This is a genomic window from Enterobacter sp. BNK-13 (assembly GCF_048685015.1).
Classification (GTDB): Bacteria; Pseudomonadota; Gammaproteobacteria; order Enterobacterales; family Enterobacteriaceae; genus Enterobacter; species Enterobacter quasiroggenkampii.
In genome coordinates this window covers 1717360-1744049 of record NZ_JBLQTP010000001.1, presented here as the reverse complement: position 1 = coordinate 1744049, position 26690 = coordinate 1717360, and the positions used below count along the sequence as shown (strand labels likewise).

The window sequence follows — 26690 nt, the reverse complement described above, 5'->3', positions numbered from 1 at the left end:
TTTTAAACTGATGGTTTTATCAGGTATAAATATCGCTGATGTCGTATGAAACATTTTAATAATGAAGGAATTAGCTGCAGTCCGTAGTGATCTTCATCCTGGGATGAGATATAACCTGCTGCGGAAATTAACATTCTTGTAACGTTGATAAGGCTAAACAAATGAAGCAGGTTGGTATTGTTGGTTGGCGAGGAATGGTCGGTTCTGTTTTATTACAGAGAATGGTCGAAGAGAACGACTTCGACGGTATCTCAGCGCATTTTTACAGTACTTCAAGCGCCGGGGCCGCCGGTCCAGTCATTGGCGGCGTCAGCTACACACTCAAAGATGCTAATTCCATCAGTGATCTGGCCGAAATGGATATCATCATTACCTGTCAGGGCGGTGATTACACAAAAGCAATCTACCCTGCTTTGATTAATCGTGGGTGGCAAGGCTACTGGATTGACGCGGCCTCAGCGCTACGGATGGATGAGAAAGCCTGCATTATTCTCGACCCCGTCAATCGCCCGACTATTGATCGTGCCGTTAAAGAGGGAATTAAACTTTTTGTCGGTGGCAACTGTTCCATCACGCTGAGTCTCATGGGGCTGGCAGGGTTGATTAAGGCTGACCTGATCGAATGGATGAGCGTTATGACCTATCAGTCTGCATCAGGTGCGGGGGCGCAATATGTCAGGGAATTAATTGTTCAAAGTGCCTGGATCAGTAAGCATTTGTCCTCTGATGAACTGGCATCATCAGGTTCAGTGCTGCCTTTAGTCAATAAAGTCAGTACGTTAATTAACAGCGCTGACATGCCGATACAGAATTTCGGCGCACCTTTAATGGGCAGTATTATACCGTGGATTGACAGCGATTTGGGGGATGGTAATAGCCGTGAAGAGTGGAAAGGTGAAGCCGAAACAAACAAAATTCTTGGTTTGTCTCCTGGTGCGATCCCGGTCAATGGATTGTGTATTCGTGTTGGCGTTATACGCTGCCACAGCGCCGCAATCACCCTGAAGCTCAGGCGTGACGTCAGCGAAGAAGAATTCGCAGCGTTAGTGACGCATTCTCATCCCTGGGTTAACTATGTGCCCAATAACAAAGTTGAAAGCGTCAGTAAATTGACCCCGGCTTATATCAGCGGTTCGCTTCAGGTTGGTATTGGCCGTTACAAGAAGATGTCACTTAACAACGATCCAATCTATTCGGTTCTGACGGTTGGCGATCAGCTATTGTGGGGCGCGGCGGAGCCCTTGCGCCGCATGTTGAATATTCTGCTGGGCAAAATCTAAAACATCTTTTCTGAATAAAAGCATCTACTGAACAGGTGCTTTTATTGTATTGTCTCAGCAGGTTCGTGCCAACGCCGCCAAAATCATTTCACGCGCGTGACGCAATACCGATTTTATTTCGTCTGCCGGGATATCAGCGAGCCCCAGTCCGCGTAGCAGGAATATGCCTTCTACAGCGAGAAACGCGTGCCTGACATCGGCCATCTCCTCTCCAGCCTCGCGTAGTGGTTCGAGGAGTGAGCGATACAGGTTGCGAACGGGTTCCAGCATACCTGGCGCATGCACGAGAGCCGTGATAAGAAACGCCGCCATCTGTGTTACAGCATCCTCCTCCTCCAGCGCTTCCTCGATGTGCGCAAGAATTAATTCTCGTGGCCCTGCGGCGGTATCTGTAAGACGCTGGCTGACTGCCTGCTGGAAACGCGTCACTTCTCGCTCAAGCACGGCGTATATCAGGCCATCCTTTGATGAAAAGGTATACACAAGGCCGCCTTTACTGATGCCAGCACGTTCCGCGACGGCATCCAGCGTAAATATGCGCCCTCCAGACTCAAGGATGATGCTTTCAGCAGCATCTAAAACGTGCTCTCTGTCGATCTCTTTTTTACGTGTCACAACTTCCCCTTGTCTTTTTCGACTGATCAGTCGCATAATATTTTCGACTGGCCAGTCAGATTAGCACTGCAAGCCTTGCCCGACAAGATTGCAATGCGTTCATTCCCTGATAAACCTATGAAAGGCAAGAAAATGAATGAATTATTACCCTCTGCAGCACTCGCACATTTTGTGATGAAAGTGAACGATGTTGATGCCAGCTATGCATTTTACCGGGGACTAGGCCTGCGTGCGCTCGACAAATTTCCGGGCATGGCGATTATTGAGTTACGCGGCGGCACCCATTTGTTGTTGACCGAAAAGGATGCCCCTGAAACGCAGAATTTGCATATCAGCCGCGTTGGTCAGCGGCCAGATTTTGCTGCAGAAAAAATTGATCTCATGATCGCTGGCCATTCCAGATCGGAACTTGAAACGTATCGAACTGGCCTCATCGCAAAGGGATATTCACCTCAGGAAATTGCGCAGGAAACGCTGTTTGGACATCATTATTTTTCCCTACAGGATCCGGATGGAAACGGTATAAGTTTCTACACCAGCCACTGTAGCCAACAGCCTGTTTAAATCAGTTTTAGACTGCGAAGTGCTCTCCGAAAGTGCTTCGCACTACTACCTTCAGTTGCCCCCACCAAATTTTGCCCCAACCTCCTCCGTGCAACTGGTGTATTGTTCCTAAACAACTCATTCCTCTAAAGGACACCTGCGCAATGATCAGCATCCTCGGCAAAACCACCTCCATCAACGTTCGTAAAGTGCTCTGGACCTGCGAAGAAGCGGGCATCGCGTATCAACAGGAAGATTACGGCAGCGGTTTCGCCTCGACGGAAACGGATGCCTTCCGCGCCCTGAACCCCAACGCCATGGTGCCGGTGCTTATTGATGGCGATTTCGTGCTGTGGGAGTCCAATTCCATCTGCCGTTATCTGGCGCGCAAGGCCGAACGTCACGATCTGCTGCCCGCAGAACCGCAGGCCTGTGCCAACGTAGAGCGCTGGATGGACTGGCAGGCCACTGAATTTAACAACGCCTGGCGCTATGTCTTCCCGGCGCTGGGGCGTAAAAACCCGGACTTTAACGACCCTGAGCGCATTGCGGCAGGAATCAAGGAGTGGAACCACTGCATCACCATTCTGGAACAACAGCTGCAGCGCACCGGGGCCTTTGCGGCGGGCGAGACGTTTACCCTCGCTGACGTGGTGCTTGGGCTGTCGGTGAATCGCTGGAAAATGACGCCGTTTGATAAGCCAGACGTGCCCGCCATTGAGGCCTGGTTCGAGCGCCTTAACCAGCGTCCGGCATTTTTGCGTCACGGCAATAACGGCATGGTGTAAAACTCAATGCCTGAATGAATACCGCAACGAGGCTGTTTTTTTAATTACGAAACCCTGATTGTCGTCAGAGGGAATAATAATTAAGCCATATCCTGGACAGCCCGTTGCACCGCTTTGCTAGCCTGAATAGTCAGGCAAAGCTCAACCCGGAGGTATTCTTGCTGATTAAACTCAAGAAAGAACGAACGCATCAGGAGGATCGCCGGCTTGCTCTCTGGCTGGCGACCTCAGCAGGTTTGCTGAACGCCATCGCCCTCGGGGCATTTGGTTTTTTCCCCTCACACATGACCGGCAACACCTCACAGTTATCCAGCGAAGTTTCTTCTACCGATCTGAGCGATATTATTTTCTTCGGCTCGATAATTCTCTCTTTTGTGGCTGGCGCCATTATTGCGCGCACGATCGTCATATGGGGTATTATCCATAACGTCAGGCTGGTTTTTTGCCAGATTCTTTTTGTCGAGGGGATATTACTGACCGGCGTTTCCTTCTACGAAATGTATTTCCATGCGCTCACCAGCAATCGCGAAATTATTCTTTTTCTCTGCTTTCTGATGGGCATTCATAATTCCACCTCCACGCAGCTTTCCGGCGGACGGGTAAGATCGACGCACATTACCGGTACGTTAACGGACGCGGGGATTTCCCTGGCCTCCGTCATGGTGGCGATGCTGCGCCGGGATTACTCCAAAGATACGGCGGCGCAAAAAAGTCAGCTAAAAACCCACTTAACCACCCTGTTTTCGTTCATTACGGGCGGTATTGCGGGGCTGCTGCTGTTCAGATGGATTGGCTTCAACGCTATGCTGGCGCTGGGGTTGATACTCGCGGTTGTCGCCACCGTCTCAATTATCACCGTCTCGTCGAGGGTTCGACGGGTTCGCGCTGGCGTCTGAGGGTTGCAACTGCCCCAGCAGGCGCTGCATGTTGTCATCACAGGTGATGCCCTCCGGCCTGTGGGTGATACTCGTGACCAGGTCCAGCAGCTCCCTTCGGTTTTCCTCCAGCTGCTTCTGCATCGCCTCTATTTCAGCAATGCGTGTCTTCAGGGACTGGATCAGTCCCTCATGATCCCAGCGCTGTTGCGGCTGCGGCAAGAAGCGCCGTATTTGCTCAAGGGTGAACCCGGTACGTTGTGCATTGTCGATAATGTTCAGCAGCGCAACCGCATCAGCGGAATAGGTACGGTACCCGTTCCCGTGCCTGACGGGTCGCGGCAGTAAGCCTTCCGCCTCATAAAACCGAATGCGCGACGGGGTAATTCCCGTCATTTTCGACAGCTCGCCAATTTTCATTTCGTCCGCTCTGGCATATTGACCTTAAAGTTAACTTTAAGCTTAAACTTTTTATGCGGTCAACCGGATCGTCATCTCATCAGGAGCTAAAATGCACACTATTCTGGGCGCCAGCGGGCAAATTGCCCGTGAACTTGCCCGCGAGCTTAAACGCGAATATACCGACGAGATCAAGCTGGTCAGCCGCCATCCGCAGAAAGTCAACGCCAGCGATAGCACGGTTGCAGCCGATCTCCTGGATGCGCAGCAGACGCAGGTGGCGATTAACGGTAGCGATACGGTCTATTTTACTGCCGGTCTGCCGCCTGATTCCGCGCTGTGGGAGCGTCATTTTCCGACCATGCTGGACAATGCCCTGGAGGCCACGCGTAAGGCGGGGGCAAAATTCGTCTATTTCGACAACACCTATATGTACCCCCAGAGTAACGTGCCGCAAACCGAAGTGACGCGCTTTGCGCCCCGGGGGCGGAAAGGCCACGTGCGCGCCCTGATGGCAAACCGGGTGCTTGACGAAATGCAACGGGGCGACATTCCCGTCCTCATCGGTCGGGCCCCGGAGTTTTACGGGCCTGAGAAAACGCAGAGCTTCACCAATACGCTCATTATCGACAGGCTGAAGCAGCATAAGCGTCCGCGCGTTCCGGTGCGTGACGACACGCTTCGCACCCTCATCTGGACGCCGGATGCCAGTCGCGCGCTCGCTCTGCTGGGCAATACCCCTGAGGCCTACGGGCAGACGTGGCACTTGCCCTGCTGCGATGAAAGGCTGACGTACCAGCAGTTCGTCACTCTCGCCTGTGAGGTCTTTGGACAGCCAGCGGACTACTCCGTCCTCGGCAAGTTGGCCTTCGCCGCGACGGCGCTGTTTTCGCAAGGCGCGCGCGAAATGCGCGAGCTGTTGCCCCGGTACGAGGCTGACAACCTGTTTGATTCGACGAAGTTTAAAGAGCATTTCCCTGCGTTCACCGTTACGTCATACCGGAAGGGACTCGAGAACATCTGGCAAGAGTGGAAATCAAAAGAGCCCGGTGCAGCGTAATTACGGCGCCGCGTCACCGGGAATGCGGTGTATTATTCGTGACAACGTCACATTCAAATCTCTTCTTTAGGACTATTCTGCCCGCCCCACAATCAGGCCTTACGCCATAAGGCCTGACCTGAGGTTGCCACTAGTTTCATAGGGTTACTGATTTTCCCTCTTCGCTGGAACCCTTCCCAAACGCTTGCTATAGGTCATCTACCCCTGCCGAAACATGGCATAACAACAGGCAACCGGTGGTTGCTATAACGCATGCGCACAGGGAGACACACCGCAATGCACCCATTACTCAAACGTTCGCTGCTGTTTGTCGGCGCCATTATTGTGGTCCTCGCCCTCCTCGTCTGGGGGATCGGGCTGGAGACCATCAAAGCGCGTCGGGTTGACCTGATCTATCTCGGGCAACAGCATATGATTCTGGTTTTCTCATCAATGTTCTTTGCCCTGCTGGTGGGTATTCCGGCGGGTATTCTGCTGAGCCGCCCGGCCGCGCGGGGTATCGCCGAATATGTGATGCAAATCTTCAATGTCGGCAATACGCTGCCACCGCTGGCCGTGCTGGCCCTGGCGATGGTGGTGATCGGCATCGGCGATACGCCCGCCATCATCGCCCTGTTCCTCGCCTCGCTGTTGCCGATCGTGCGTAATACCTATGCCGGGCTGTGCTCGGTCCCGCCGTCGCTGCTGGAAGCAGCAAACGGCATCGGGATGACCAAATGGCAGCGTCTGCGCCAGGTTGAGCTGCCTGCCGCCTGGCCGGTTATGCTCTCGGGGATCCGCATCGCCACCGCCATTAACGTCGGTACCGCACCGCTGGCGTTCCTGATTGGTGCCAGCAGCTACGGCGAGCTGATTTTCCCCGGCATTTATCTGAACGATTTCCCGACCCTGATCCTCGGCGCGGCGGCCACTGCCCTGTTCGCACTGATCCTCGATACCCTGCTGGCGGCGCTGGGTCGCGTGATGAGTCCCCATCTCGCTCGATAACAATAACAAGGAGCTTTTATGAGACTGTTTTCCGGCCTGACGGCGCTGTGTGCCGCGGCGCTGTTCACCAGCCAGGCGATGGCGGCCCCGCTGATTCTGGCAACCAAGAGCTTTACCGAGCAGCATATTCTCTCGGCGATGACCGTGCAGTACCTGCAAAAGAAAGGATTCCAGGTTCAGCCGCAAACCAATATCGCCACGGTGATTTCCCGTAACGCGATGATCAACAAGCAGATTGACATGACCTGGGAGTACACCGGCACGTCATTAATCATCTTTAACCACATCAACAAGCGCATGTCGCCAGAGGAGTCTTACGAGACGGTGAAACGTCTGGACGCGAAGCACGGTCTGGTCTGGCTCAAGCCCGCCAACATGAACAACACCTATGCGTTCGCCATGCAGCGCAAGCGCGCCGAGGCGGAACATATCAACACCATGTCGGACATGGTGGCGAAGATTGAGCAGATCCGTAAAACCAACCCGGACAAAAACTGGCTGCTGGGCTTAGACCTTGAATTTGCCGGACGCAGCGACGGCATGAAGCCGCTTCAGGCCGCCTATAAGATGGACCTGGACCGCCCGCAGATCCGTCAGATGGACCCCGGTCTGGTCTATAACGCGGTGCGAGACGGCTTCGTCGACGCCGGGCTGATTTATACCACCGACGGGCGCGTGAAAGGCTTCGACCTCAAGGTGCTGGAAGATGATAAAGGCTTCTTCCCGAGCTATGCGGTCACCCCGGTGGTCCGTAAGGACACGCTAGAGGCCAATCCGGGCCTGGAAGAGGCGCTGAACACCCTCTCTGCCCAGCTCAACAACGACGTTATCACCGAACTGAACAAGAAGGTGGATATCGACCATCAGTCACCGCAGCAGGTCGCCCGTGATTTCCTGCGTAGCAAACAGCTGCTGTAGGAGGCGCTATGGAGACGATTCACTACATTCTGGACAACTGGGACTACCTGTTAACCCTGACGCTGCAGCATCTGTGGCTGGTGGCGCTGGCCGTGGGCTTAGCCATTCTCATCGGCGTCCCGCTCGGCATTCTGATTGTTCGCCACAAGTGGCTGGCAACGCCGGTGCTGGGGATTGCCACCATCGTGCTGACCATTCCCTCCATTGCGCTGTTTGGCCTGATGATCCCGCTGTTTTCGCTGATCGGTCAGGGGATTGGCGCCCTGCCCGCGATCACGGCGGTGTTTCTCTACTCGCTGCTGCCAATTGTGCGTAACACCCATACGGCGCTCGACAGCCTGCCGCCTGGCCTGCGTGAAGCCGGACGCGGCATCGGCATGACCTTCTGGCAGCGCCTGCGCTGGGTCGAAATCCCGATGGCGCTGCCGGTGATTTTCGGCGGGATCCGCACCGCCGTGGTGATGAACATCGGCGTGATGGCGATTGCCGCAGTGATCGGCGCGGGCGGTCTGGGCCTGCTGCTGCTCAACGGCATCGGCGGAAGTGATATCCGCATGTTGATTGCGGGCGCGCTGATGATTTGTCTTTTAGCGATTGTGCTCGACTGGCTGCTGCACCGTCTGCAGGTGGTTCTGACTCCAAAGGGGATTCGATAATGATAAAACTGGAAAACCTCACCAAACACTTTTCACAGAAGCACGGCCAGACCTTTAAGGCCGTCGACAACGTCAACCTGAACGTGCCCGAAGGGGAAATGTGCGTCCTGCTCGGCCCGTCAGGCTGCGGGAAAACCACCACCCTGAAGATGATTAACCGTCTTATTACACCCAGCAGCGGGACGATCCTGATTAACGGTGAAGACACCAGCGGGATGGACACCGTCACCCTGCGCCGCAACATCGGCTACGTGATCCAGCAGATTGGCCTGTTCCCGAACATGACCATCGAAGAGAACATTACCGTCGTGCCGCGCATGCTGGGCTGGGATAAAGCGCGCTGTAAAACCCGCGCCGAAGAGCTGATGGATATGGTGGCGCTGGATCCGCATAAGTTCCTGAATCGCTATCCGCGTGAGATGTCCGGCGGCCAGCAGCAGCGCATCGGCGTGATCCGCGCCCTGGCGGCGGATCCTCCGGTACTGCTGATGGATGAACCCTTCGGCGCGGTGGACCCGATTAACCGCGAGGTGATCCAGAACCAGTTCCTGGAGATGCAGCGCAAGCTGAAAAAAACCGTCATGTTGGTGAGCCACGATATCGACGAGGCCCTGAAGCTCGGCGACCGTATTGCGGTGTTCCGTCAGGGGAAAATCGTGCAGTGCGCCAGCCCGGACGAACTGCTGGCGAAACCGGCGAACGAGTTTGTCGGCTCGTTTGTCGGTCAGGACCGCACCCTGAAGCGCCTGCTGCTGGTCTCGGCGGGCGACGTCACCGACCAGCAGCCGACCATTACGGTGCGGGGCTCTACTCCGCTCCCTGAAGCCTTTGCGACCATGGATGATAACGATATTCGCGCGATTACCGTAGTTGACGAACACGGCAAACCGCTGGGCTTTGTGAAGCGTCGCGAAGCGCGTAACGCCAGCGGAACCTGCGCCGACATCCTGCATCCGTTCCGCATGACCGGCAAAGCGGAAGACAACCTGCGCGTGGTCCTGTCACGCCTGTATGAGAGCAACACCAGCTGGATGCCGATCGTGGATGAGGACGGGCGCTACAACGGCGAGATTTCTCAGGACTATATTGCCGAGTATCTCAGTTCAGGGCGTACGCGTCGGGCGCTGAATATTCATAGCGACAGCTAACCTTTCTGGCCGGGCATCGCCCGGCTTTTTCGCACGCATACCTTTTGCTAACCCCGCGATTTGCCGCCACAATATTGTATCGTCCTCGTTTACTCGCGACCCATGCAACGTCTTCATACGTACCCCGACATCCGCGCGATGTTTCGCCGACTGCTGATTGCCACCGTCACCGGCGTGCTGGCCGCGCTGGCCGTTGCGGTGTTCCGCCACAGCATGTACCTGCTGGAGTGGCTGCTTCTCAGCAACGACAGCGGCAGCCTGGTGAATGCCGCCGCCTCGCTCTCACCCTGGCGGCGCGCGCTGACGCCCGCGCTGGGCGGGCTGGCTGCCGGACTGTTGCTCTGGGGATGGCAACGGCTGACCGCCCAGCGGCCTCATGCCCCCACCGATTATATGGAAGCGCTGGAGACCGGCGACGGCCAGTTTGATTACGGCGCCAGCCTGGTGAAATCCCTTGCCTCATTGCTGGTCGTCGCCAGCGGAAGCGCCATCGGGCGTGAAGGGGCGATGATCCTGCTTGCCGCCCTCGCCGCCTCCTTTTTTGCCCGGCGCTTTACGCCCAAATCTGAATGGAAGTTATGGATCGCCTGCGGCGCCGCGGCCGGGATGGCCAGCGCCTACCATGCTCCGTTAGCCGGAAGCCTTTTCATTGCGGAGATTCTATTTGGCACCCTGATGCTGGCCTCGCTCGGGCCCGTGGTTATCGCGGCGGTGGTGGCGCTTCTCACCACGCAGCTCCTGGCACCGGGTGCCGGCACGCTCTACGCGGTCCATTTGAGCGGCATCCTCACCGCGGCCGATTATGCCCTGCTGGTCGCGATGGGGCTGGTGGCGGGTCTATGCGGGCCGCTGCTGATGTGGCTGATGGCGTTCAGCCACGGTCTTTTCCTGCGCCTCAAACTTTCGCCGCCGTGGCAGCTGGCGCTCGGCGGTGCGATCGTCGGACTGCTGTCTCTTCTGACGCCGAAGGTGTGGGGGAACGGCTACAGCGTGGTGCAGGCTTTTCTGCTCGCGCCGCCGCTGCTGTCGGTGATTGCCGGGGTGTTCATCTGTAAATTGCTGGCAGTACTGGCGAGCAGCGGGTCGGGCGCGCCGGGCGGCGTGTTCACGCCGACGCTGTTTGTTGGCATGGCGACAGGCATGCTGTTTGCTCAACTTTTCGCGCTGTGGCTGCCGGGTTCTGAGACGGCAATTTTGCTGGGGCTGGCAGGGATGGCAACGCTACTCGCCGCTACCACGCACGCGCCCATTATGTCGGCGCTGATGGTCTGTGAAATGACCGGACAGTATTTTTTACTGCCCGGTTTGCTGGTCGCCTGCGTGCTGGCGTCCGTGCTGTCGCGGACGTTACGCCACGACTCTGTCTACGGTCAACACGCCACCGAGGGCAGAGAGATCGATGTACTGCGCTAGTTCGCGCTGCTCGGCGCGAGGCAGATAAGGCAGCTCACCCACCAGCGGTCCGGGCAGTTTAGCGCTCAGCACGTCGATGATCTCCGCATAGTGCGCGAGGCCCGGGTTGATGCGGTTGGCCACCCAGCCCATCAGCGGCAGACCGTCATTGGCAATCGCCTGCGCCGTCAGCAGCGCGTGGTTGATGCACCCTTCCTGGATCCCCACCACCATCACCACCGGAAGCTGTTCCTGCACGACCCATTCCGACAGCGGGCGCAGGTCGTTCATCAGGCTGCGCCAGCCGCCCGTCCCTTCGACCACCACGTGATCCACCTTCTCGCTCAGGTTCGCCAGGCCGTCGGACAACAGGGGATAATTAATCAGGCCGCTGTGCGCCACGCTGCTCTCCTCTTCGCTTAACGCGATGGGATTGACCGCATGATAAGGCAACTCCAGTGACGAGACGCTTTGCAGCACCAGGGCGTCTTTATTACGCAATCCCTCTGGCGTCTCTTTACTCCCTTTTGCGACCGGTTTGTACCCTGCCACGCGTTTACCGCTTGCTGCCAGCGCCTGCAGCAATGCGCGGGATACGACGGTCTTGCCGACAGAGGTATCAGTACCAGTAACAAAGAAACGCTTAAGCATGACTCACTCCACCTCTTGGGTATGCTTCGAAAATATAAACCAGGTAAATAATTCAGTGGAGGAAGTCTAAGGGATGCGTGCGCTACCCGGCTTGAGATAGCGCAATTTTTCTTACATCTGCGGAAAAGAGTTAACCCTGTAACAGGCGGATCAACAGCGAGCCGTTATACATAGCATCTTTGACCAGCGCCGCGCCTGCCATCGTGCCCTGATTGGAAAACTGGGTGCTTTCTACCGCAATATTCCGGCTGTAGGCGGGAAGCGACTGCTGCTGAATACAGGCCGTAATCGCCGGGAAGAGGATCTCCGCCGCCTGGCTGAGCGGTGAGCCAATAAGGATTTTTTGCGGGTTGAAGAGGTTCACCATAATTGCCAGAATGCGGCCAACGTTATTCCCCACCCCGGTAATAATGTCCTTCGCCAGCAGATCGCCCTGACGCGCGGCGGCGCAGAGAGAATCCACCGTTAAGGGTTGTCCGTGCAGCGAGGAGCTCATGGACTGGCTGAGCCTGACCTGCGCCAGCTCCAGCACGCTTTCCACGCTGGCAATGGTCTCCAGACAGCCGTGGTTGCCGCAGTAGCAGCGCTTGCCGTACGGGTCGACCTGGGTGTGGCCAATTTCCACCAGGCTGCTGCTTCCGGCATGGAGAAGACGTCCGTCGGTGATCACCCCCGCCCCGACGTTATGATCGATAACCACCTGAATCACATCCCGTGCGCCGCGGGACGCGCCGAAGAGCGCCTCCGCCATCGTCCAGGCGCTGATGTCATGCTGAATGTAGACCGGCACGCCGGTATGGTTTTTCAGTACCTCTCCCAACGGCATCTCTTTGACATCGTCATAAAACGGCATGCGGTGGACAATACCATTTTCGGTATCAATAATGCCCGGCATGGTGATGGCAATCGCCGTTAAGCGTTCAAGCCGCTGCTGATGGCGGATAAAGAAGCGATCGATGTGCGAGACAATCGCCTCGAGGAGCGATTCCTCGGCGTTGAGCGGCAGTTCAAGACGGTCCTCTACCACCAGCTTGCTGCTCAGATCGCGCAGCGCAAGGAAGATCTCGCCGCGGCTGATGCGCAGCGACAGGTAGTGCCAGGCTTCCGTTTCCACCACCAGCCCGACTGCCGGACGGCCACGGCTGCCCGGCTCCTGAATTTCCGTTTCCTGAACCAGGTGCGCTTCCAGCATCTCGCGGACAATCTTGGTGATACTGGCGGGTGCCAGCTGTGCCAGGCGCGAAAGATCGATACGCGAAACCGGACCAAGCTGATCGATCAGGCGATATACCGCGCCAGCGTTGGTCTGCTTAATCTGATCAATGTGCCCTGGCTGACTATCAGCGACCACCTCGTACTCCCTTATTTTCGAGCTTCGAAATAAACTGTTGGCTATGGTGAAGCACTTGCATGGCTGCCGTCAAATATTTACTTAGCCATGTGATTTACTGCACATTTTTGCCCACTTTTCCCTGAAAATGCCCCCCGGCGGAGACGTTCATCAACTGCTGTTTGAAGCGCTGTGCGGCATGGCTCTGTTCGCGATGTTTTGCCCAGACCAGCCACATCTCTGAAACGGCATCCTCTTCGGCGATGGTCACCCAGCGCATTTCGCGCAATTGTACCCGTTTAAAGGAGGCCGGAAGAATAGAGACGCCCAGCCCGGCGGCGACCAGCCCGATAATGGTCATCGCTTCCCCGACTTCCTGGGTAATAACCGGGGCAAGATCGTAGCGGCGCATCAGCCCCAGGATATCGTCATACAGACCCGTTCCGACCTGCGGATCAAAAAAGACAAACGGCTCTTTTGCCAGCTCTGCCAGCGACACCGTCGGACGCGACGCCAGCAGGTGATCGTGTGGGATCATGGCCATCAGCGGCTCGCGCAGGATCACCTCCCACGCCAGCGAGTCCGGCAGCTGGGTATTACGCATCAGCCCCAAATCCAGCGAACCTTCATTTAGCGGCGCAATCTGCTCGCGGGTATTGATCTCGCGCGTCTGAATATGAACATCCGGAAAATGGCGGCGGAATGACGACAGCGTTTCCGAGACGGCGCTGATAAACGGCGCGGACGAGGTAAACCCGATTCGCAGCTCTCCGGCCTCCCCGAGATATAGCCGTTCTGCCCGAGCGGCGGCGTCCTCAACCATGCTCAGAATTTGTCGGCTGTCGATGAGAAATTGCTTGCCCGCCGCCGTCAGGCTCACGCTGCGGTTGGTGCGGGCCAGCAGGCGCGCGCCGACCTGCTGCTCCAGGATCTGAATCTGCTGGCTTAACGGTGGTTGAGAGATATTCAGCCGTGCTGCCGCGCGGCCAAAATGCAGCTCTTCGGCGACGGCGACAAAGTAGCGAAGATGACGCAGCTCGATATTCATATTTCTAACGTATCATTTGAGATTATTAATATATTAGACAGAATATTTACATTTTCCTACCCTGAAGAGGTGGTCATACCCGTCACCAGAAATCACGGGGATGTTTAAGCAAGGAAACTGTGTGAGTCGTACAACTGCCATTGATATCGATCCGGCCAGCGATATCAATGATTTACCAGCAACATCGCAGCCGGTTCAGTTCATTAAACGTGGTACTCCCCAATTTATGCGCGTCACGCTGGCGCTCTTTTCCGCCGGTCTGGCCACCTTCGCCCTGCTCTATTGCGTTCAGCCGATCCTGCCCGTGCTCTCCCATGAGTTTGGCGTATCGCCTGCCAGCAGCAGCGTTTCACTCTCCATTTCTACCGGGATGCTGGCGATTGGCCTGCTCTTTACCGGCCCTCTTTCCGACGCCATTGGGCGTAAACCGGTGATGGTAACCGCGCTGATGCTGGCTTCGGTCTGTACGCTACTCTCGACCATGATGACCAGTTGGCACGGCATTCTGGTGATGCGCGCGCTGATCGGACTCTCGCTCAGCGGCGTGGCGGCGGTCGGGATGACCTACCTCAGCGAGGAGATCCACCCGAGCTTTGTTGCCTTCTCTATGGGGCTATACATCAGCGGGAACTCGATTGGCGGGATGAGCGGACGTCTGCTGAGCGGGGTATTCACGGACTTCTTTAGCTGGCGTATTGCGCTGGCGGTCATCGGCTGTTTCGCGCTGGCATCTGCCCTGATGTTCTGGAAAATTCTGCCGGAATCGCGTCATTTCCGCCCGACATCGCTGCGCCCGAAAACGCTGTTTATCAACTTCCGTCTGCACTGGCGCGACAAGGGGCTGCCGCGCCTGTTCCTGACCGGCTTCCTGCTGATGGGCGCCTTCGTCACGCTGTTTAACTATATTGGCTATCGCCTGATGCTCTCACCGTGGCATCTGAACCAGGCTATTGTCGGTTTACTCTCGGTGGCTTATTTGACCGGTACGTGGAGTTCACCGAAGGCCGGGGCGATGACCGCACGCTATGGACGCGGCCCGGTCATGCTGTTCTTCACGGCGGTGATGCTGGTCGGCCTGCTGCTGACGCTCTTCTCCTCCCTGTGGCTGATTTTTGCCGGCATGCTGCTCTTTTCTGCGGGGTTCTTCGCGGCCCACTCGGTCGCCAGCAGCTGGATTGGCCCGCGCGCGCGTCGCGCCAAAGGTCAGGCATCGTCTCTTTATCTGTTTAGCTATTACCTGGGGTCCAGCATCGCCGGGACGCTCGGCGGCGTGTTCTGGCATAACTACGGCTGGAACGGCGTGGGCGGGTTTATCGCGCTGATGCTCTGTGCCGCACTGCTGGTGGGCGCAAGTCTTCATAAACGTCTGAGATAATATGCTCGCGGGCGGATGTCCGGTAAGACGAGCTCCAGCTAAACGGCACCAGCGTACTGGTGCCGTTTTTCGTTCAGGAATCCCAGGCCTGTTCTATCTTACCGGCTTCAAACTGCGGAGGCGGTTTTCGGAAACGGCGCGTGAGCCATGTCAGGTAAAGGATCCCCAGTGCCGCCCAGATGAGGCCAAGCGTCAGGGACGTCGCTTCGAGGTTTATCCACAGCACGCCGACCGTGACGGCACCAATGAGCGGCAGCAGGAGATAGTGGAACCGATCTTTCCACGTTTTGTTCAGCCCCTTACGCCGCCAGAAATGGTTGTACACCGAGAGATTAACAAACGTAAACGCCACCAGCGCGCCAAAGTTGATCAGCGCCGTCGCGGTCACGAGATCAAAGTACAGGGCCGACAGCGCCACTATCCCAACCATAATGACGTTCAGGGCCGGCGTACGCCATTTCGGATGCACGTAGCCAAACACCCGCTCCGGAAACACGTTGTCACGCCCCATCACATACAGTAAGCGCGAGACGCTGGCGTGCGAGGCCAGGCCTGAAGCGAGCGTATTCACAAACGTGGTACACAGAAACACCGACTGGAAAAGCTTGCCGCCCACGTACAGCGCGATTTCCGGCAGCGCGGCGTCCGGGTTCTTGAAGCGGGCGATCGTCGGGAAAAAGAGCTGCATGAAAAACGAGGCAACAATGAATATCAGCCCGCCATACAAAGCGGTGAGGAAAATGGCTTTGGGGATCACCCGCGCCGCATTTGGCGTCTCTTCCGACAGCGTGGTGACCGCGTCAAAGCCGAGGAAAGAGAAGCAGACGATAGTCGCGCCGGTAATAATCGGGATCAGGTGAGCGTTCTCGCTGATAAACGGCTGGAGCGACCAGACGGTGCCGACGCCCTCCCCCTTATGCAGTCCGTGCACCACGAGGATGACAAACACCACCATGATGGCGATCTGCACCAGCACAAACAGGGTGTTGAAGTTGGCGACAAGATTCACGCTCTTCAGGTTCGCCAGCGTCAGGATCGTCACAAACCCCACCACCCAGACCCACGGCGGAACTTCAGGGAACAACGCGGAAAGGTAGATCTTCGCCAGCAGCACGTTAATCATCGGCAGGAAGAGATAGTCCAGCAGCGATGACCAGCCGACCATAAAGCCTAAATGGGGGCCGATCGATTTCTGCGTGTAGGTGTACGCGGAGCCCGCTTCCGGGAACTGCCGTACCAGTTTGCCGTAGCTGATGGCGGTAAACATGACGCCAGCCAGCGCCAGGAGATACGAGGCGGGCACGTGGCCGTTGCTAATACCGGACACAATGCCGAAGGTATCAAACACGGTCATAGGAGTGAGGTAAGCCAGCCCCATCATGACCACCTGCCAGAGCTTGAGGGAACTGCGCAGCCGGGTTCTTCCGGCCATGCGCGGCGAGTCAAGAGAGGTGTTAGTCGCCATAAACCGTCCCCCCCATGCTTACCGTGGTTTGCAATCGCGCTGTCCTTAACGCAAACCTGCTTAGCAAAGGGGGAAGTTGTAAAGAACACACGCGATCGTACCAGCGCACCGTCTCTGGCTCGCACTCACAGCAGGCGCCTGACTGGCCCCCTTCGCCCTGCGGATAGTTGAACATCTGCATCATTTCCTACCTCGTCACACAGTGTCGTTAAGAAAATCCCTGTGCCGCCTGCGCTCCATAACGCGACTCCCGGGAGATAGCTGGCATGCCAGCAAACAGTTAGGCCAGGCTCCGCGCAGGCCGTTTGGTGATACGTATGAGATGAAACAAAGCGGCCCCTTACCGGGGCACGTCATCAGGCGTTTTTGAGCATCCACTCAATTTCAGTTTCGGTAATCAGGCGTTCAAACTGCAGTAATTCATCATTTTTGCAGGCGTGATAGACGTGGCAGAAACGTTCGCCCAGCCGCTCGCGAAGGCTATCGTTTTGCATAAATTCCCACAGCGCATCGCTCTGACGAATCGGGAACGGCAGTCCGTCCTGCTCCAGACCATTGCCTTCCACTTCTTCCTGCAGGGGCAAATCGTTATCAAGCCCATGTAAAATACCGGCAAAAATCGCCGCCATCACCAGATACGGATTCGCGTCAGCGCCCGCCACCCGGTACTCAACCCGATGGTTATGGCGATCGCCGCAGGGGATACGCAGGGCAACGGTGCGATTATTGTGTCCCCATGAGGCCTGCGTCGGCACGTACATTCCCGGCTGGAAACGGCGATAGGAGTTGACGTTCGGTGCCAGCAGCGCCATGGACGCAGGCATCAGATCGATCATCCCGGCCAGCGCGCGTTTCAGCAGTGCGGAATCCTCGCCGTTGGCGTCTGCGAGCACGTTTTCGCCTCGGTTGTTTTGCATGCTGATGTGGATATGCATCCCGCTGCCCGCATGCTCTTCATACGGCTTTGCCATAAACGTGGCGTGCATCTTATGTTTTTCCGCCATCTGCCTGACAAGACGTTTTAGCGCCAGCGCATCGTCGCAGGCATCGAGCACGTTTTCCGTATGGTGCAGGTTTATCTCAAACTGGCCCGGGGAGGCCTCAGCCACTGCCCCGTCAGCGGGGATCAGCTGCAGCTGCGCCAGTTCGTCAATGTCGTTCAGCACGTCAGCAAAATGGTTAAGATTATCAACCGAGTAGACCTGACTCTGCGTGTTGCGCACGTCGGTGCCCGGCGTGCAGGGTGGCTGCAGATAGCCGTCGGCATCGCGTTTACGGTCAAGTAAATAGAACTCCAGCTCTACCGCTACCACGGGGAACAGACCGCGCTGGCGCAGCTGCTGCCAGAGTCGGTTGAGTACGTTCCGCGGCTCAACGTCAAAGGGAGCGCCATCTTCATCGACCATGGTGAGCTGCACCTGACCAATGTATTCCGGGTCGGCGGCGGACGGTGTCAGGGTGCCCGGCACCGGTACGCAGATGCAGTCCGGCTCGCCGAGCTCCTGCCCCAGGCCCGCCTCTTCTACGACGTTACCCAAAATGTCCATGGCGAAAACCGATGCCGGGAAATAGCAGCCTTTTTCAAGCTTGCTCAGTCCGGCAACCGGGATGCGTTTGCCGCGAAAACAGCCGTTCAGGTCGGTCAGGAGGACATCAATAAACTGGGTGTCAGGATACTTTTCTAAATAGCGCTTCACTTCCTGCGTAAAGGCGCTGCCCCGCCTCTCATCCGTGTGCTGCACAAAGTTCTCAACTTCTACGATATTGGTTTCCATGATTTACCACCGTTTTTGGATTTGCGTTCGCTGCTCTGGACTGTCAAATATAATGTCCACCCTATCGAATCTGTATGCAAATAAATTGTTTGTCAAATGTTAAATTAAGTTTGCAAAAGGTAGATCCCGTTGCTAGATTGAGAAAATATTGAACGAAAAGGCCGTTTTTCAGGCGATAATGGCCTAAATTTAGTCCACTTTGTGAGGGCGATCATGGAAAATATAATGAACAAGCCAGTTATTGGCGTGGTGATGTGTAGAAACAGGCTTAAGGGTCATGAGACCCAGACCCTGCAAGAAAAGTACCTGAATGCCATTATTAACGCGGGAGGCTTACCGATTGCCTTACCGCATGCGCTGGCAGAGCCAGAGCTCCTTACCGCTCTGCTCCCAACCCTGGACGGGATTTACCTGCCGGGCAGCCCAAGTAATGTGCAGCCGCACCTTTATGGTGAAAACGGCGATGAGCCTAACGCCGATCCCGGGCGAGATCTTCTGAGTATGGCGCTGATTGCCGCCGCGCTCGAAAGGCGCATCCCCATTTTCGCCATCTGCCGGGGGCTGCAGGAACTGGTTGTTGCAACGGGAGGGACGCTGTATCGCCGCCTGTTCGAGCAGAACGACCTGCTCGAGCACCGGGAAGATCCTGAACTGCCGGTTGAGCTACAATACGCCCCGTCTCATGAAGTTCAGGTTCAGGAGGGAGGACTGCTGTCTCAATTAATACCAGGCTGTAACACATTTTGGGTAAACTCGTTACACGGGCAAGGTGCACGGACGTTAGGACCACGGCTTCGCGTGGAGGCCCGCTCGACGGATGGGCTGGTCGAGGCGGTCAGCGTTCATGACCACCCTTTTGCCCTCGGTGTGCAATGGCACCCCGAATGGAACAGCAGCGAGTACGCCCTGTCACGTATGTTGTTTGAAGGTTTTATCACCGCCTGTCAAAGCCACATTGCCGAGAAGCAACGGCTTTGACCACTACCGTAAAGGAAATGCAACTATGAGCGATGACGGACTGGCGCCAGGGAAACGTCTGTCTGAGATCCGCCAACAGCTGGGTCTCTCGCAGCGGCGTGCCGCCGAACTGTCTGGGTTAACACACAGTGCCATCAGCACCATTGAGCAGGACAAAGTCAGTCCTGCCATCAGTACGCTACAGAAGCTGCTGAAAGTTTATGGGCTGTCGCTCTCGGAATTCTTTTCGGAACCGGAAAAACCTGATGAACCGCAGGTGGTTATTAATCAGGAAGACCTTATCGAAATAGGCAGTCAGGGGGTTTCGATGAAGCTGGTTCATAACGGAAATCCGAACCGTACGCTGGCGATGATTTTTGAAACTTACCAGCCTGGAACCACGACCGGAGAGAGGATCAAACACCAGGGTGAGGAGATCGGTACGATACTGGAAGGTGAAATATTGTTGACCATTAATGGCCAGCAATATCACCTGGTTGCGGGGCAGAGCTATGCCATCAATACCGGCATACCACACAGCTTCAGCAACACCTCGGCAGGCATCTGCCGCATTATCAGTGCCCACACCCCCACCACGTTCTAATTACCACTCAGTCCCGGCGTAAGCGCGCTTACGCCGGGACACATAAAAACGATCAATGTCGGCATTTAACGGGTTAATTCCCGGGATGCCCCACGGCTTCGTATTGCCTGAAACGGCCATGCCTTTATTTATCTGATTGCGAAAGAAAGGAGTGAATATGCATTTTCAGCACCTGACTTACTGGCAGGATAAAGCAAAAAACAGCGCCATTGAGACCCGGTTATTTATTAACGGCGCCTATTGTGACGCCGCCGATAACACCACGTTTGAAACCGTCAATCCCGCGACCCAGCAGACGCTGGCGAACGTCGCCCGGGGCAAACAGGCGGACGTGAACCGCGCGGTTCAAGCCGCGCGTGAGGTATTTGAGCGCGGTGACTGGTCGCAGGCGTCTCCGGCGCAGCGCAAGGCCGTGCTAAATACGCTCGCCGATTTGATGGAACGCCATAGCGAAGAGCTGGCCTTGCTGGAAACGCTGGACACCGGTAAACCCATCCGCCACAGCCTGCGCGACGATATTCCCGGCGCGGCGCGCGCCATTCGCTGGTACGCCGAAGCGGCGGATAAAGTCTACGGCGAAGTGGCGCCTACGGGGCCGGGCGAGCTGGCGATGATCGTGCGCGAGCCGATCGGGGTTGTTGCGGCCATCGTTCCCTGGAACTTCCCGCTGCTGCTGGCCTGCTGGAAGCTGGGCCCGGCGCTGATCGCGGGCAATAGCGTGGTATTGAAACCGTCGGAGAAATCACCGCTCACCGCCCTGCGGCTGGCCGGACTGGCGAAAGAGGCGGGCCTGCCGGACGGCGTGCTGAATGTGATAAGCGGTTACGGCCACGAAGCGGGCCAGGCGCTGGCACGTCATCCGGAGGTCGAGGTGCTGACGTTTACCGGCTCTACCCGTACCGGCAAGCAGCTGTTGAAGGACGCGGGAGAAAGCAACATGAAGCGCGTCTGGCTGGAGGCAGGCGGCAAGAGCGCCAACATTATCTTTGCCGACTGTCCGGACCTGGACAAGGCCGTGAGCGCGACCGCCGCCGGGATTTTTTACAACCAGGGGCAAGTCTGTATCGCCGGTACCCGCCTGCTGCTCGAAGAGAGCATCGCCGATGAATTCCTGACCAAGCTGAAAGCGCAGGCCCGTCACTGGCAGCCGGGCGATCCGCTCGACCCCGACAGCACGATGGGCATGCTCATCGACGCTGCGCACGCCGATACCGTCCACACGTTTATTCGCGAGGGAACCCGGAAAGGCTCGCTGCTGCTGGACGGGCGGGAACAATCATGGCCTTCCGCAGTCGGTCCAACCATTTTTGTCGACCTCGAGCCCGACTCCCCGCTGTGCCGGGAAGAGATTTTCGGCCCGGTGCTGGTCGTCACCCGATTTAAAACCGAAGAGAACGCCTTAACGCTGGCCAACGACAGTGAATACGGGCTTGGCGCGGCGGTATGGACCCGCGATCTCTCCCGGGCGCACCGCATGAGCCGCCGCCTGAAGGCCGGCTCAGTCTTCGTCAATAACTATAACGACGGTGATATGACCGTTCCCTTTGGCGGCTATAAGCAGAGCGGCAACGGTCGCGATAAGTCCCTGCACGCGCTGGAAAAATTCACTGAACTGAAAACCATCTGGATTGCCCTGGAGCCTCAATCATGACCGAACATACCACCAGCTACTACGCGGCCAGCGCGAACGCTTACGAACCTTTCCCGACGCTTAACGAGTCGATCAGCTGTGACGTGTGCGTGGTGGGCGGCGGCTATACCGGCCTCTCCTCCGCGCTGCATCTCGCCGAAATGGGCTATGACGTGGTGCTCCTTGAAGGGGCGCGCATCGGTTTCGGCGCCAGCGGACGCAACGGCGGCCAGCTGGTTAACTCCTACAGCCGCGATATCGACGTGATCGAGAAAAACTACGGGCCCGATGCCGCCAGAATGCTCGGGAGCATGATGTTTGAAGGCGGGGAAATCATTCGGGAGCGCATCCAGCGCTATCAGATCCAGTGCGACTATCGTCCCGGCGGGCTGTTTGTGGCGCTAAACCACAAGCAGCTGGAGACGTTGGAGGAGCAAAAAGCCAACTGGGAACGCTACGGCAACACGCAGCTCGAGTTGCTGGACGCCAGCGCCATCCGCCGGGAAGTCGACAGCGAACGCTATACCGGCGCGCTGCTGGACCGCAGCGGGGGGCATATTCACCCGCTGAACCTGGCGATCGGCGAAGCAGACGCCATTCGCCTGAACGGCGGGCGGGTATATGAACAGTCCCCGGTGACCGCCATTCAGCACACCAGCCCGGCCGTGGTGAGCACGCAGCATGGCCAGGTGACGGCCCGCTACGTGATCGTCGCCGGGAATGCTTATCTGGGCGATAAGATCGAACCGGAACTGGCAAAACGCAGCATGCCCTGCGGCACCCAGGTGGTGACCACCGCCCCGCTGCCGGAAGAGGTCGCCCGCACGCTGATCCCCAATAACTACTGCGTGGAAGATTGTAACTACCTGCTGGATTACTACCGTCTCACCGCCGACAACCGCCTGCTGTACGGTGGTGGCGTCGTCTATGGCGCGCGCGATCCGGACGATGTCGAGCGCCTGGTGATGCCAAAGCTGCTCAAAACCTTCCCTCAGCTGGCAGGCGTCAAAATCGACTACCGCTGGACGGGCAACTTCCTGCTGACCCTGTCGCGTATGCCGCAGTTTGGTCGTCTGGATAAAAACATCTATTACATGCAGGGCTACAGCGGCCACGGCGTGACCTGCACCCACCTGGCCGGACGGCTGATCTCGGAACTGTTGCGCGGTGACGCTGAGCGCTTTGATGCGTTTGCTAATCTTCCGCACTATCCCTTCCCGGGCGGTCGCAGCCTGCGGATTCCATTCACGGCGATGGGCGCGGCGTATTACAGCCTGCGCGATCGTCTTGGCGTATGATCGTTTTCGACAAAAGGGTATCTGACATGAGTAATCAGGAATTTCATCAGCGCAGACTTTCTGCCACCCCGCGCGGCGTTGGCGTAATGTGTAATTTCTTTGCCCGCTCGGCGGAGAATGCCACGCTTACCGACGTGGAAGGCAACGACTATATTGATTTCGCCGCCGGGATCGCGGTACTGAATACCGGCCATCGTCATCCTGAACTGGTGGCCGCGGTGGAAAAACAGCTTCACCAGTTCACCCACACGGCCTACCAGATTGTGCCGTATGAAAGCTACGTTTCATTAGCCGAAAAACTTAACGAGCTGGCCCCGGTGCAGAGCCCGGCCAAAACGGCGTTCTTCACAACGGGCGCGGAGGCGGTGGAAAATGCCATTAAAATCGCCCGGGCCCACACCGGCAGACCGGGTGTGATTGCCTTCGGGGGCGGTTTTCACGGCCGAACCTATATGACCATGGCGTTAACCGGCAAGGTCGCGCCTTACAAGCTCGGATTTGGTCCCTTCCCGGGGTCGGTTTATCACGTGCCGTATCCCTCCGAGCTGCACGGCATCACGACGCAGGATGCCATCACGGCGATAGAACGCCTGTTCAAAGCAGATATTGAGGCGAAACAGGTGGCGGCGATTATTTTTGAACCCATTCAGGGTGAAGGCGGATTCAACGTCGCCCCGCCAGAGCTGGTGGCCGCCATCCGCCGCATCTGTGATGAGCACGGGATCGTGATGATCGCCGACGAAGTGCAGAGCGGCTTCGCCCGTACGGGTAAGCTGTTTGCCATGGAACACTACGCGGACAAACCCGACCTGATGACGATGGCTAAAAGCCTGGCAGGCGGAATGCCGCTGTCCGGCGTGGTGGGTCGCGCCGACATCATGGACGCGCCGGCTCCCGGCGGCCTGGGGGGAACCTATGCCGGCAACCCGCTTGCGGTGGCCGCCGCGCACGCGGTGCTGAAGATTATCGACAACGAGTCGCTGTGCGCGCGCGCCCGTCAGCTGGGCGATCGGCTGAAAGCCACGCTGGAGGAGATTCAGGGCACCTTCCCTGCGCTCGTGGCGATAAGGGGAAGAGGATCGATGATCGCGGCGGAGTTTTTTGATCCCGAGAGCCGTGAACCTTCAGCCGCCATCGCGCAGGCGATCCAGCAAAAGGCGCTCGCTCAGGGCCTGCTGTTATTGATCTGCGGCCAGTACGGCAACGTGATCCGCTTCCTTTATCCGCTGACCATTCCGGATGCCCAGTTCAACCAGGCGCTGGCGATCCTGCAACAGGTTATGCGCGATAAGTCCTGAGTGCCCACCGAAAACCGTCTCCCGGAATGCCGGGGACGGTTTCAACGGAGGAGATCTGCACAGATTTCCTCCGCGTGGGAAATGTTGGGGAATTTGGTCTGTTTCATTGTATGCTCCCTGAAACACATCCCCGGCATGAGGAAATAAGAATTGGAAAAAACATCAGCCTATCAGTCACTTGTGAAAACCTTCCAGCGCCTCTCCCGCTTCTCGCACCTCTCCTCCATCGCCAGCTGGGACATGTTCACCATGATGCCGCCCGGCGGCAGCGCCGCGCGCGGCGAGGCGCTGGCGGAAATGAGCGTCCTGCAGCACCAGCTCCTGACCGATAAAAAAGTCGGCGACCTGTTAGCCGCGGCGGCAGGGGAAGATCTGAATGACGTCGAACAGGCCAACCTGCGGGAAATGACGCGCCACTATCAGCAGGCCTCGCTGCTGCCGGAAACGCTGGTGGAAGCCAAATCCCTGGCGGGCAGCAGGTGTGAACATGCCTGGCGTACACAGCGTCCCGCTAACGACTGGCAGGGTTTTTCCGCCAACCTGAAAGAGGTGGTCAAACTCAGCCGTGAAGAGGCGCGCCTGCGGGCGGAAGCCAAAGGCTGTACGCCGTACGATGCGTTACTGGATATTTTTGAACCCGACATGACCAGCGCCCGTCTGGACGTGCTGTTCGGCGACATGAAGTCCTGGCTGCCGGACCTGCTGGCAAACGTCGTGGAAAAACAGGCTCAGCGATCGTTTGTTCCTCCTCAGGGGCCTTTCCCGACGGCAACACAGCGTGAACTGGGCCTGGAAGCCATGAAAATGCTCGGCTTCGATTTTAACGGTGGTCGCCTGGACGTAAGCGCGCACCCGTTCTGCGGCGGCGTACCGGAGGACGTGCGCATCACCACGCGCTATGACGAGGATGAGCTTCTTAGCGCGCTGTTTGGCGTGATCCACGAAACCGGACACGCGCGCTACGAACAAAACCTGCCGCGCGCGTGGGCAGGACAGCCGATTGCGCTGGCCCGCTCAACCGCGATCCACGAATCCCAGAGCCTGTTCTTTGAGATGCAGCTGGGACGCAGTGAAGCCTTCCTCAAGCATCTTCTCCCTGCGGTGCATGCCCGCTTTGGCAGCCAGGCGGCGTTCAGCGAAGAGAACTTTATCGCCTGGAACCAGCGCGTGAAGCCGGGCTATATCCGCGTCGATGCGGACGAAGTGAGCTACCCGGCGCACGTGGTGCTGCGCTATGAGATTGAGCGGTCGCTGATCAACGGCGAGATCGAAGTGGACGATATCCCTGCCCTGTGGGACGAGAAAATGCAGGCCTGGCTCGGGTTATCCACCAAAGACAACTACCGCAACGGCTGTATGCAGGATATTCACTGGACCGACGGCGGTTTTGGCTACTTCCCATCCTATACGCTGGGGGCCATGTATGCCGCGCAGCTGTTCCATGCCGCGAAAACGGCGCTTCCGGGTCTGCAGGCCTCCATCGCTGAGGGCGATTTTTCTGCACTCTTTGACTGGCTGCGTCAGAACATCTGGCAGCACGGCAGTCGCTTCAGCACGTCGCAGTTAATCACCCAGGCGACGGGCGAGGATCTGAACATCCGTTACTTCCGCGAACATCTGACCTCCCGCTATTTGTAATCTGTTTGGCCGGGGGTGAGGGATCTCAGGTAAAAGAGCCGTATGTTCCCCCCTCACCCCAGCCCTCTCCCTCAATGGAGAGTGGGCCGTCTGTGCTAGCCCCCCGGCAATGTACATATGGTTACACGCCGATACCAATCACTCACGGAAACCCCGAGTTTACAGGGATATAGTTATTTCAACGGCCCCGCAGTGGGGTTAAATGAAAAACCAAATTCGAGGGTATGAGAATGAATAAAGTATTAGCTCTGGTTGTTGCCGCTGCTATGGGTCTGTCTTCTGCTGCATTTGCTGCTGACACTACCGCAACTGCTGCACCGGCTGCCGCACCTGCTGCAACCACCACCGCAGCCCCAGCAAAAGCGGTTCATCATAAGAAACACCACAAAGCTGCAGCGAAAAAAGAAGCCGCTGCACCTGCAACCGCAGCACCAACCGAGCAGAAAGCGCAGGCTGCCAAAAAGCACCACAAAAAAGCCGCTAAACCGGCTGTAGAGCAGAAAGCGCAGGCCGCTAAAAAGCACCACCACAAAAAAGCCGCTAAACCCGCTGTAGAGCAGAAAGCGCAGGCTGCTAAAAAGCACCACCACAAAAAAGCCGCTAAACCGGCTGTAGAACAGAAAGCTCAGGCTGCTAAAAAGCATCACAAAAAAGCAGTAAAACACGAAGCTGCTAAACCAGCTGCACAGCCAGCTGCGTAAGAGTACAAGCTAAACCGTGCCCTTCGGGGCACGTTGGTAAACCGGCGCCGAACCGGAACAGGTTCCGCGCCGTTTTTTTTATCCGGAGGGCGTATGCTGCGACGCTATCGGTTTGAGCTGATTCTGATCCTGCTTATTTTATGCGCGCTCATCGCCAGCCACTTTTATCTTTCCTGATTGTAGCACGCTGATTTTACTCCCACTTTAGCGCTGTCCCGTCTATAGTATTTTCATAGGGTTCACTTTTAATAATCATAAT

Annotated in this window: 26 protein-coding genes; 18 read left to right on the top strand and 8 right to left on the bottom strand. The window is 57.1% G+C overall.

What is annotated here, in order from left to right; translation table 11 throughout:
* Positions 1-161: 161 nt before the first annotated feature.
* Positions 162-1280: an aspartate-semialdehyde dehydrogenase gene (gene asd, locus ACMGGQ_RS08490; protein ID WP_196364659.1), complete on the top strand. Its 1119-nt coding sequence runs from the start codon at positions 162-164 to the stop codon at positions 1278-1280.
* A 54-nt stretch (positions 1281-1334) separates the two neighbouring features.
* Here the strand turns inward: asd and ACMGGQ_RS08485 are convergent, their stop codons facing one another.
* On the bottom strand, positions 1335-1895 hold the full coding sequence (locus tag ACMGGQ_RS08485) for a TetR/AcrR family transcriptional regulator (protein WP_420289852.1): 561 nt from the start codon (positions 1893-1895) through the stop codon (positions 1335-1337).
* Between the two features lie 132 nt (positions 1896-2027).
* On the opposite strand from ACMGGQ_RS08485, the gene ACMGGQ_RS08480 reads away from it, so the two are divergent.
* The 3 genes from ACMGGQ_RS08480 (at position 2028) to ACMGGQ_RS08470 (ending at position 4122) form a co-directional block, all read left to right on the top strand.
* The gene (locus ACMGGQ_RS08480) at positions 2028-2459 is read left to right on the top strand and encodes a VOC family protein (protein ID WP_420289851.1); all 432 of its coding nucleotides are present in this window, start codon (positions 2028-2030) and stop codon (positions 2457-2459) included.
* A 143-nt stretch (positions 2460-2602) separates the two neighbouring features.
* Positions 2603-3226 carry a glutathione S-transferase family protein gene (locus ACMGGQ_RS08475; RefSeq protein ID WP_334761825.1) on the top strand — a complete coding sequence of 208 codons (624 nt, stop codon included), beginning with the start codon at positions 2603-2605 and terminating at the stop codon, positions 3224-3226.
* 158 nt (positions 3227-3384) lie between these two features.
* Positions 3385-4122, top strand: a complete 738-nt coding sequence (locus ACMGGQ_RS08470; RefSeq protein WP_420289850.1) for a YoaK family protein — start codon at positions 3385-3387, stop codon at positions 4120-4122.
* Here the strand turns inward: ACMGGQ_RS08470 and ACMGGQ_RS08465 are convergent.
* Positions 4072-4521 (bottom strand): MerR family transcriptional regulator, encoded by a 450-nt coding sequence (locus ACMGGQ_RS08465; RefSeq protein WP_262808129.1) that lies wholly within the window; start codon positions 4519-4521, stop codon positions 4072-4074. The two genes, ACMGGQ_RS08470 and ACMGGQ_RS08465, sit on opposite strands and share 51 nt — an antisense overlap.
* 91 nt (positions 4522-4612) lie before the next feature.
* On the opposite strand from ACMGGQ_RS08465, the gene ACMGGQ_RS08460 reads away from it, so the two are divergent.
* The 6 genes from ACMGGQ_RS08460 to clcB all read left to right on the top strand — a co-directional run bounded on the left by ACMGGQ_RS08460 (position 4613) and on the right by clcB (position 10682).
* Complete coding sequence (locus ACMGGQ_RS08460) at positions 4613-5560, top strand: NAD-dependent epimerase/dehydratase family protein (protein WP_420289849.1); 948 nt, start codon at positions 4613-4615, stop codon at positions 5558-5560.
* A 276-nt stretch (positions 5561-5836) separates the two neighbouring features.
* On the top strand, positions 5837-6547 hold the full coding sequence (gene osmY, locus ACMGGQ_RS08455; protein WP_167213022.1) for an osmoprotectant ABC transporter permease OsmY: 711 nt from the start codon (positions 5837-5839) through the stop codon (positions 6545-6547).
* An 18-nt stretch (positions 6548-6565) separates the two neighbouring features.
* Positions 6566-7465, top strand: coding sequence for an osmoprotectant ABC transporter substrate-binding protein OsmX (osmX, locus tag ACMGGQ_RS08450; RefSeq protein ID WP_417929077.1), 900 nt, complete (start codon positions 6566-6568; stop codon positions 7463-7465).
* An 8-nt stretch (positions 7466-7473) separates the two neighbouring features.
* Positions 7474-8121, top strand: a complete 648-nt coding sequence (gene osmW / locus ACMGGQ_RS08445; protein ID WP_014169860.1) for an osmoprotectant ABC transporter permease OsmW — start codon at positions 7474-7476, stop codon at positions 8119-8121.
* Entirely contained in the window at positions 8121-9269 is a 1149-nt protein-coding gene (osmV, locus tag ACMGGQ_RS08440; RefSeq protein ID WP_045353850.1) for an osmoprotectant ABC transporter ATP-binding protein OsmV, read from the top strand. The genes osmW and osmV overlap by 1 nt, the downstream gene beginning before the upstream one ends.
* Before the next feature lie 102 nt (positions 9270-9371).
* The gene (gene clcB, locus ACMGGQ_RS08435; protein ID WP_072061297.1) at positions 9372-10682 is read left to right on the top strand and encodes a voltage-gated ClC-type chloride channel ClcB; all 1311 of its coding nucleotides are present in this window, start codon (positions 9372-9374) and stop codon (positions 10680-10682) included.
* Here clcB and bioD read toward each other — a convergent pair.
* The 3 genes from bioD to ACMGGQ_RS08420 all read right to left on the bottom strand — a co-directional run bounded on the left by bioD (position 10617) and on the right by ACMGGQ_RS08420 (position 13690).
* On the bottom strand, positions 10617-11312 hold the full coding sequence (gene bioD, locus ACMGGQ_RS08430; RefSeq protein WP_045910385.1) for a dethiobiotin synthase: 696 nt from the start codon (positions 11310-11312) through the stop codon (positions 10617-10619). The two genes, clcB and bioD, sit on opposite strands and share 66 nt — an antisense overlap.
* Positions 11313-11442: 130 nt before the next feature.
* Positions 11443-12663, bottom strand: coding sequence for a sugar metabolism global transcriptional regulator Mlc (gene mlc, locus ACMGGQ_RS08425; RefSeq protein ID WP_045910384.1), 1221 nt, complete (start codon positions 12661-12663; stop codon positions 11443-11445).
* A gap of 94 nt (positions 12664-12757) precedes the next feature.
* On the bottom strand, positions 12758-13690 hold the full coding sequence (locus ACMGGQ_RS08420; protein WP_420289848.1) for a LysR family transcriptional regulator: 933 nt from the start codon (positions 13688-13690) through the stop codon (positions 12758-12760).
* 121 nt (positions 13691-13811) lie between these two features.
* On the opposite strand from ACMGGQ_RS08420, the gene ACMGGQ_RS08415 reads away from it, so the two are divergent.
* On the top strand, positions 13812-15065 hold the full coding sequence (locus tag ACMGGQ_RS08415) for an MFS transporter (protein WP_420289847.1): 1254 nt from the start codon (positions 13812-13814) through the stop codon (positions 15063-15065).
* Between the two features lie 73 nt (positions 15066-15138).
* On the opposite strand, the gene ACMGGQ_RS08410 is transcribed toward ACMGGQ_RS08415, so the two are convergent.
* The 3 genes from ACMGGQ_RS08410 to ACMGGQ_RS08400 form a co-directional block, all read right to left on the bottom strand.
* On the bottom strand, positions 15139-16530 hold the full coding sequence (locus tag ACMGGQ_RS08410; RefSeq protein WP_008502450.1) for an APC family permease: 1392 nt from the start codon (positions 16528-16530) through the stop codon (positions 15139-15141).
* Positions 16520-16705 (bottom strand): hypothetical protein, encoded by a 186-nt coding sequence (locus tag ACMGGQ_RS08405; RefSeq protein ID WP_418251760.1) that lies wholly within the window; start codon positions 16703-16705, stop codon positions 16520-16522. Before ACMGGQ_RS08405 ends, ACMGGQ_RS08410 begins: the two co-directional genes overlap by 11 nt.
* 181 nt (positions 16706-16886) lie before the next feature.
* The gene (locus tag ACMGGQ_RS08400) at positions 16887-18305 is read right to left on the bottom strand and encodes a glutamine synthetase family protein (RefSeq protein ID WP_420289846.1); all 1419 of its coding nucleotides are present in this window, start codon (positions 18303-18305) and stop codon (positions 16887-16889) included.
* 213 nt (positions 18306-18518) lie between these two features.
* Between ACMGGQ_RS08400 and puuD the strand changes: the two genes are divergently transcribed.
* From puuD to asr, 7 genes are all read left to right on the top strand, one after another.
* Positions 18519-19283, top strand: a complete 765-nt coding sequence (puuD, locus tag ACMGGQ_RS08395; RefSeq protein ID WP_045910614.1) for a gamma-glutamyl-gamma-aminobutyrate hydrolase — start codon at positions 18519-18521, stop codon at positions 19281-19283.
* Between the two features lie 25 nt (positions 19284-19308).
* Complete coding sequence (puuR, locus tag ACMGGQ_RS08390; protein ID WP_008502454.1) at positions 19309-19866, top strand: HTH-type transcriptional regulator PuuR; 558 nt, start codon at positions 19309-19311, stop codon at positions 19864-19866.
* A gap of 157 nt (positions 19867-20023) precedes the next feature.
* Positions 20024-21517: an aldehyde dehydrogenase PuuC gene (gene puuC / locus ACMGGQ_RS08385; RefSeq protein ID WP_420289845.1), complete on the top strand. Its 1494-nt coding sequence runs from the start codon at positions 20024-20026 to the stop codon at positions 21515-21517.
* Positions 21514-22794 (top strand): NAD(P)/FAD-dependent oxidoreductase, encoded by a 1281-nt coding sequence (locus ACMGGQ_RS08380; RefSeq protein ID WP_063621496.1) that lies wholly within the window; start codon positions 21514-21516, stop codon positions 22792-22794. The genes puuC and ACMGGQ_RS08380 overlap by 4 nt, the downstream gene beginning before the upstream one ends.
* A gap of 26 nt (positions 22795-22820) precedes the next feature.
* Positions 22821-24092 (top strand): 4-aminobutyrate transaminase, encoded by a 1272-nt coding sequence (gene puuE, locus ACMGGQ_RS08375; RefSeq protein ID WP_196346224.1) that lies wholly within the window; start codon positions 22821-22823, stop codon positions 24090-24092.
* A gap of 150 nt (positions 24093-24242) precedes the next feature.
* Positions 24243-25730 carry a carboxypeptidase M32 gene (locus ACMGGQ_RS08370; RefSeq protein WP_063621494.1) on the top strand — a complete coding sequence of 496 codons (1488 nt, stop codon included), beginning with the start codon at positions 24243-24245 and terminating at the stop codon, positions 25728-25730.
* 230 nt (positions 25731-25960) lie between these two features.
* On the top strand, positions 25961-26431 hold the full coding sequence (gene asr / locus ACMGGQ_RS08365; protein WP_045910376.1) for an acid resistance repetitive basic protein Asr: 471 nt from the start codon (positions 25961-25963) through the stop codon (positions 26429-26431).
* Positions 26432-26690 lie beyond the last annotated feature (259 nt).

Bases quoted from the DNA above. Each gene is read 5' to 3' on its own strand.
- asd (WP_196364659.1), top strand. From the start codon at position 162: ATGAAGCAGGTTGGTATTGTTGGTTGGCGAGGAATGGTCGGTTCTGTT.
- ACMGGQ_RS08480 (WP_420289851.1), top strand. From the start codon at position 2,028: ATGAATGAATTATTACCCTCTGCAGCACTCGCACATTTTGTGATGAAA.
- ACMGGQ_RS08475 (WP_334761825.1), top strand. From the start codon at position 2,603: ATGATCAGCATCCTCGGCAAAACCACCTCCATCAACGTTCGTAAAGTG.
- ACMGGQ_RS08465 (WP_262808129.1), bottom strand. From the start codon at position 4,521: ATGAAAATTGGCGAGCTGTCGAAAATGACGGGAATTACCCCGTCGCGC.
- ACMGGQ_RS08460 (WP_420289849.1), top strand. From the start codon at position 4,613: ATGCACACTATTCTGGGCGCCAGCGGGCAAATTGCCCGTGAACTTGCC.
- osmY (WP_167213022.1), top strand. From the start codon at position 5,837: ATGCACCCATTACTCAAACGTTCGCTGCTGTTTGTCGGCGCCATTATT.
- osmX (WP_417929077.1), top strand. From the start codon at position 6,566: ATGAGACTGTTTTCCGGCCTGACGGCGCTGTGTGCCGCGGCGCTGTTC.
- osmW (WP_014169860.1), top strand. From the start codon at position 7,474: ATGGAGACGATTCACTACATTCTGGACAACTGGGACTACCTGTTAACC.
- osmV (WP_045353850.1), top strand. From the start codon at position 8,121: ATGATAAAACTGGAAAACCTCACCAAACACTTTTCACAGAAGCACGGC.
- clcB (WP_072061297.1), top strand. From the start codon at position 9,372: ATGCAACGTCTTCATACGTACCCCGACATCCGCGCGATGTTTCGCCGA.
- bioD (WP_045910385.1), bottom strand. From the start codon at position 11,312: ATGCTTAAGCGTTTCTTTGTTACTGGTACTGATACCTCTGTCGGCAAG.
- ACMGGQ_RS08420 (WP_420289848.1), bottom strand. From the start codon at position 13,690: ATGAATATCGAGCTGCGTCATCTTCGCTACTTTGTCGCCGTCGCCGAA.
- ACMGGQ_RS08410 (WP_008502450.1), bottom strand. From the start codon at position 16,530: ATGGCGACTAACACCTCTCTTGACTCGCCGCGCATGGCCGGAAGAACC.
- ACMGGQ_RS08405 (WP_418251760.1), bottom strand. From the start codon at position 16,705: ATGTTCAACTATCCGCAGGGCGAAGGGGGCCAGTCAGGCGCCTGCTGT.
- ACMGGQ_RS08400 (WP_420289846.1), bottom strand. From the start codon at position 18,305: ATGGAAACCAATATCGTAGAAGTTGAGAACTTTGTGCAGCACACGGAT.
- puuD (WP_045910614.1), top strand. From the start codon at position 18,519: ATGGAAAATATAATGAACAAGCCAGTTATTGGCGTGGTGATGTGTAGA.
- puuR (WP_008502454.1), top strand. From the start codon at position 19,309: ATGAGCGATGACGGACTGGCGCCAGGGAAACGTCTGTCTGAGATCCGC.
- puuC (WP_420289845.1), top strand. From the start codon at position 20,024: ATGCATTTTCAGCACCTGACTTACTGGCAGGATAAAGCAAAAAACAGC.
- ACMGGQ_RS08380 (WP_063621496.1), top strand. From the start codon at position 21,514: ATGACCGAACATACCACCAGCTACTACGCGGCCAGCGCGAACGCTTAC.
- puuE (WP_196346224.1), top strand. From the start codon at position 22,821: ATGAGTAATCAGGAATTTCATCAGCGCAGACTTTCTGCCACCCCGCGC.
- asr (WP_045910376.1), top strand. From the start codon at position 25,961: ATGAATAAAGTATTAGCTCTGGTTGTTGCCGCTGCTATGGGTCTGTCT.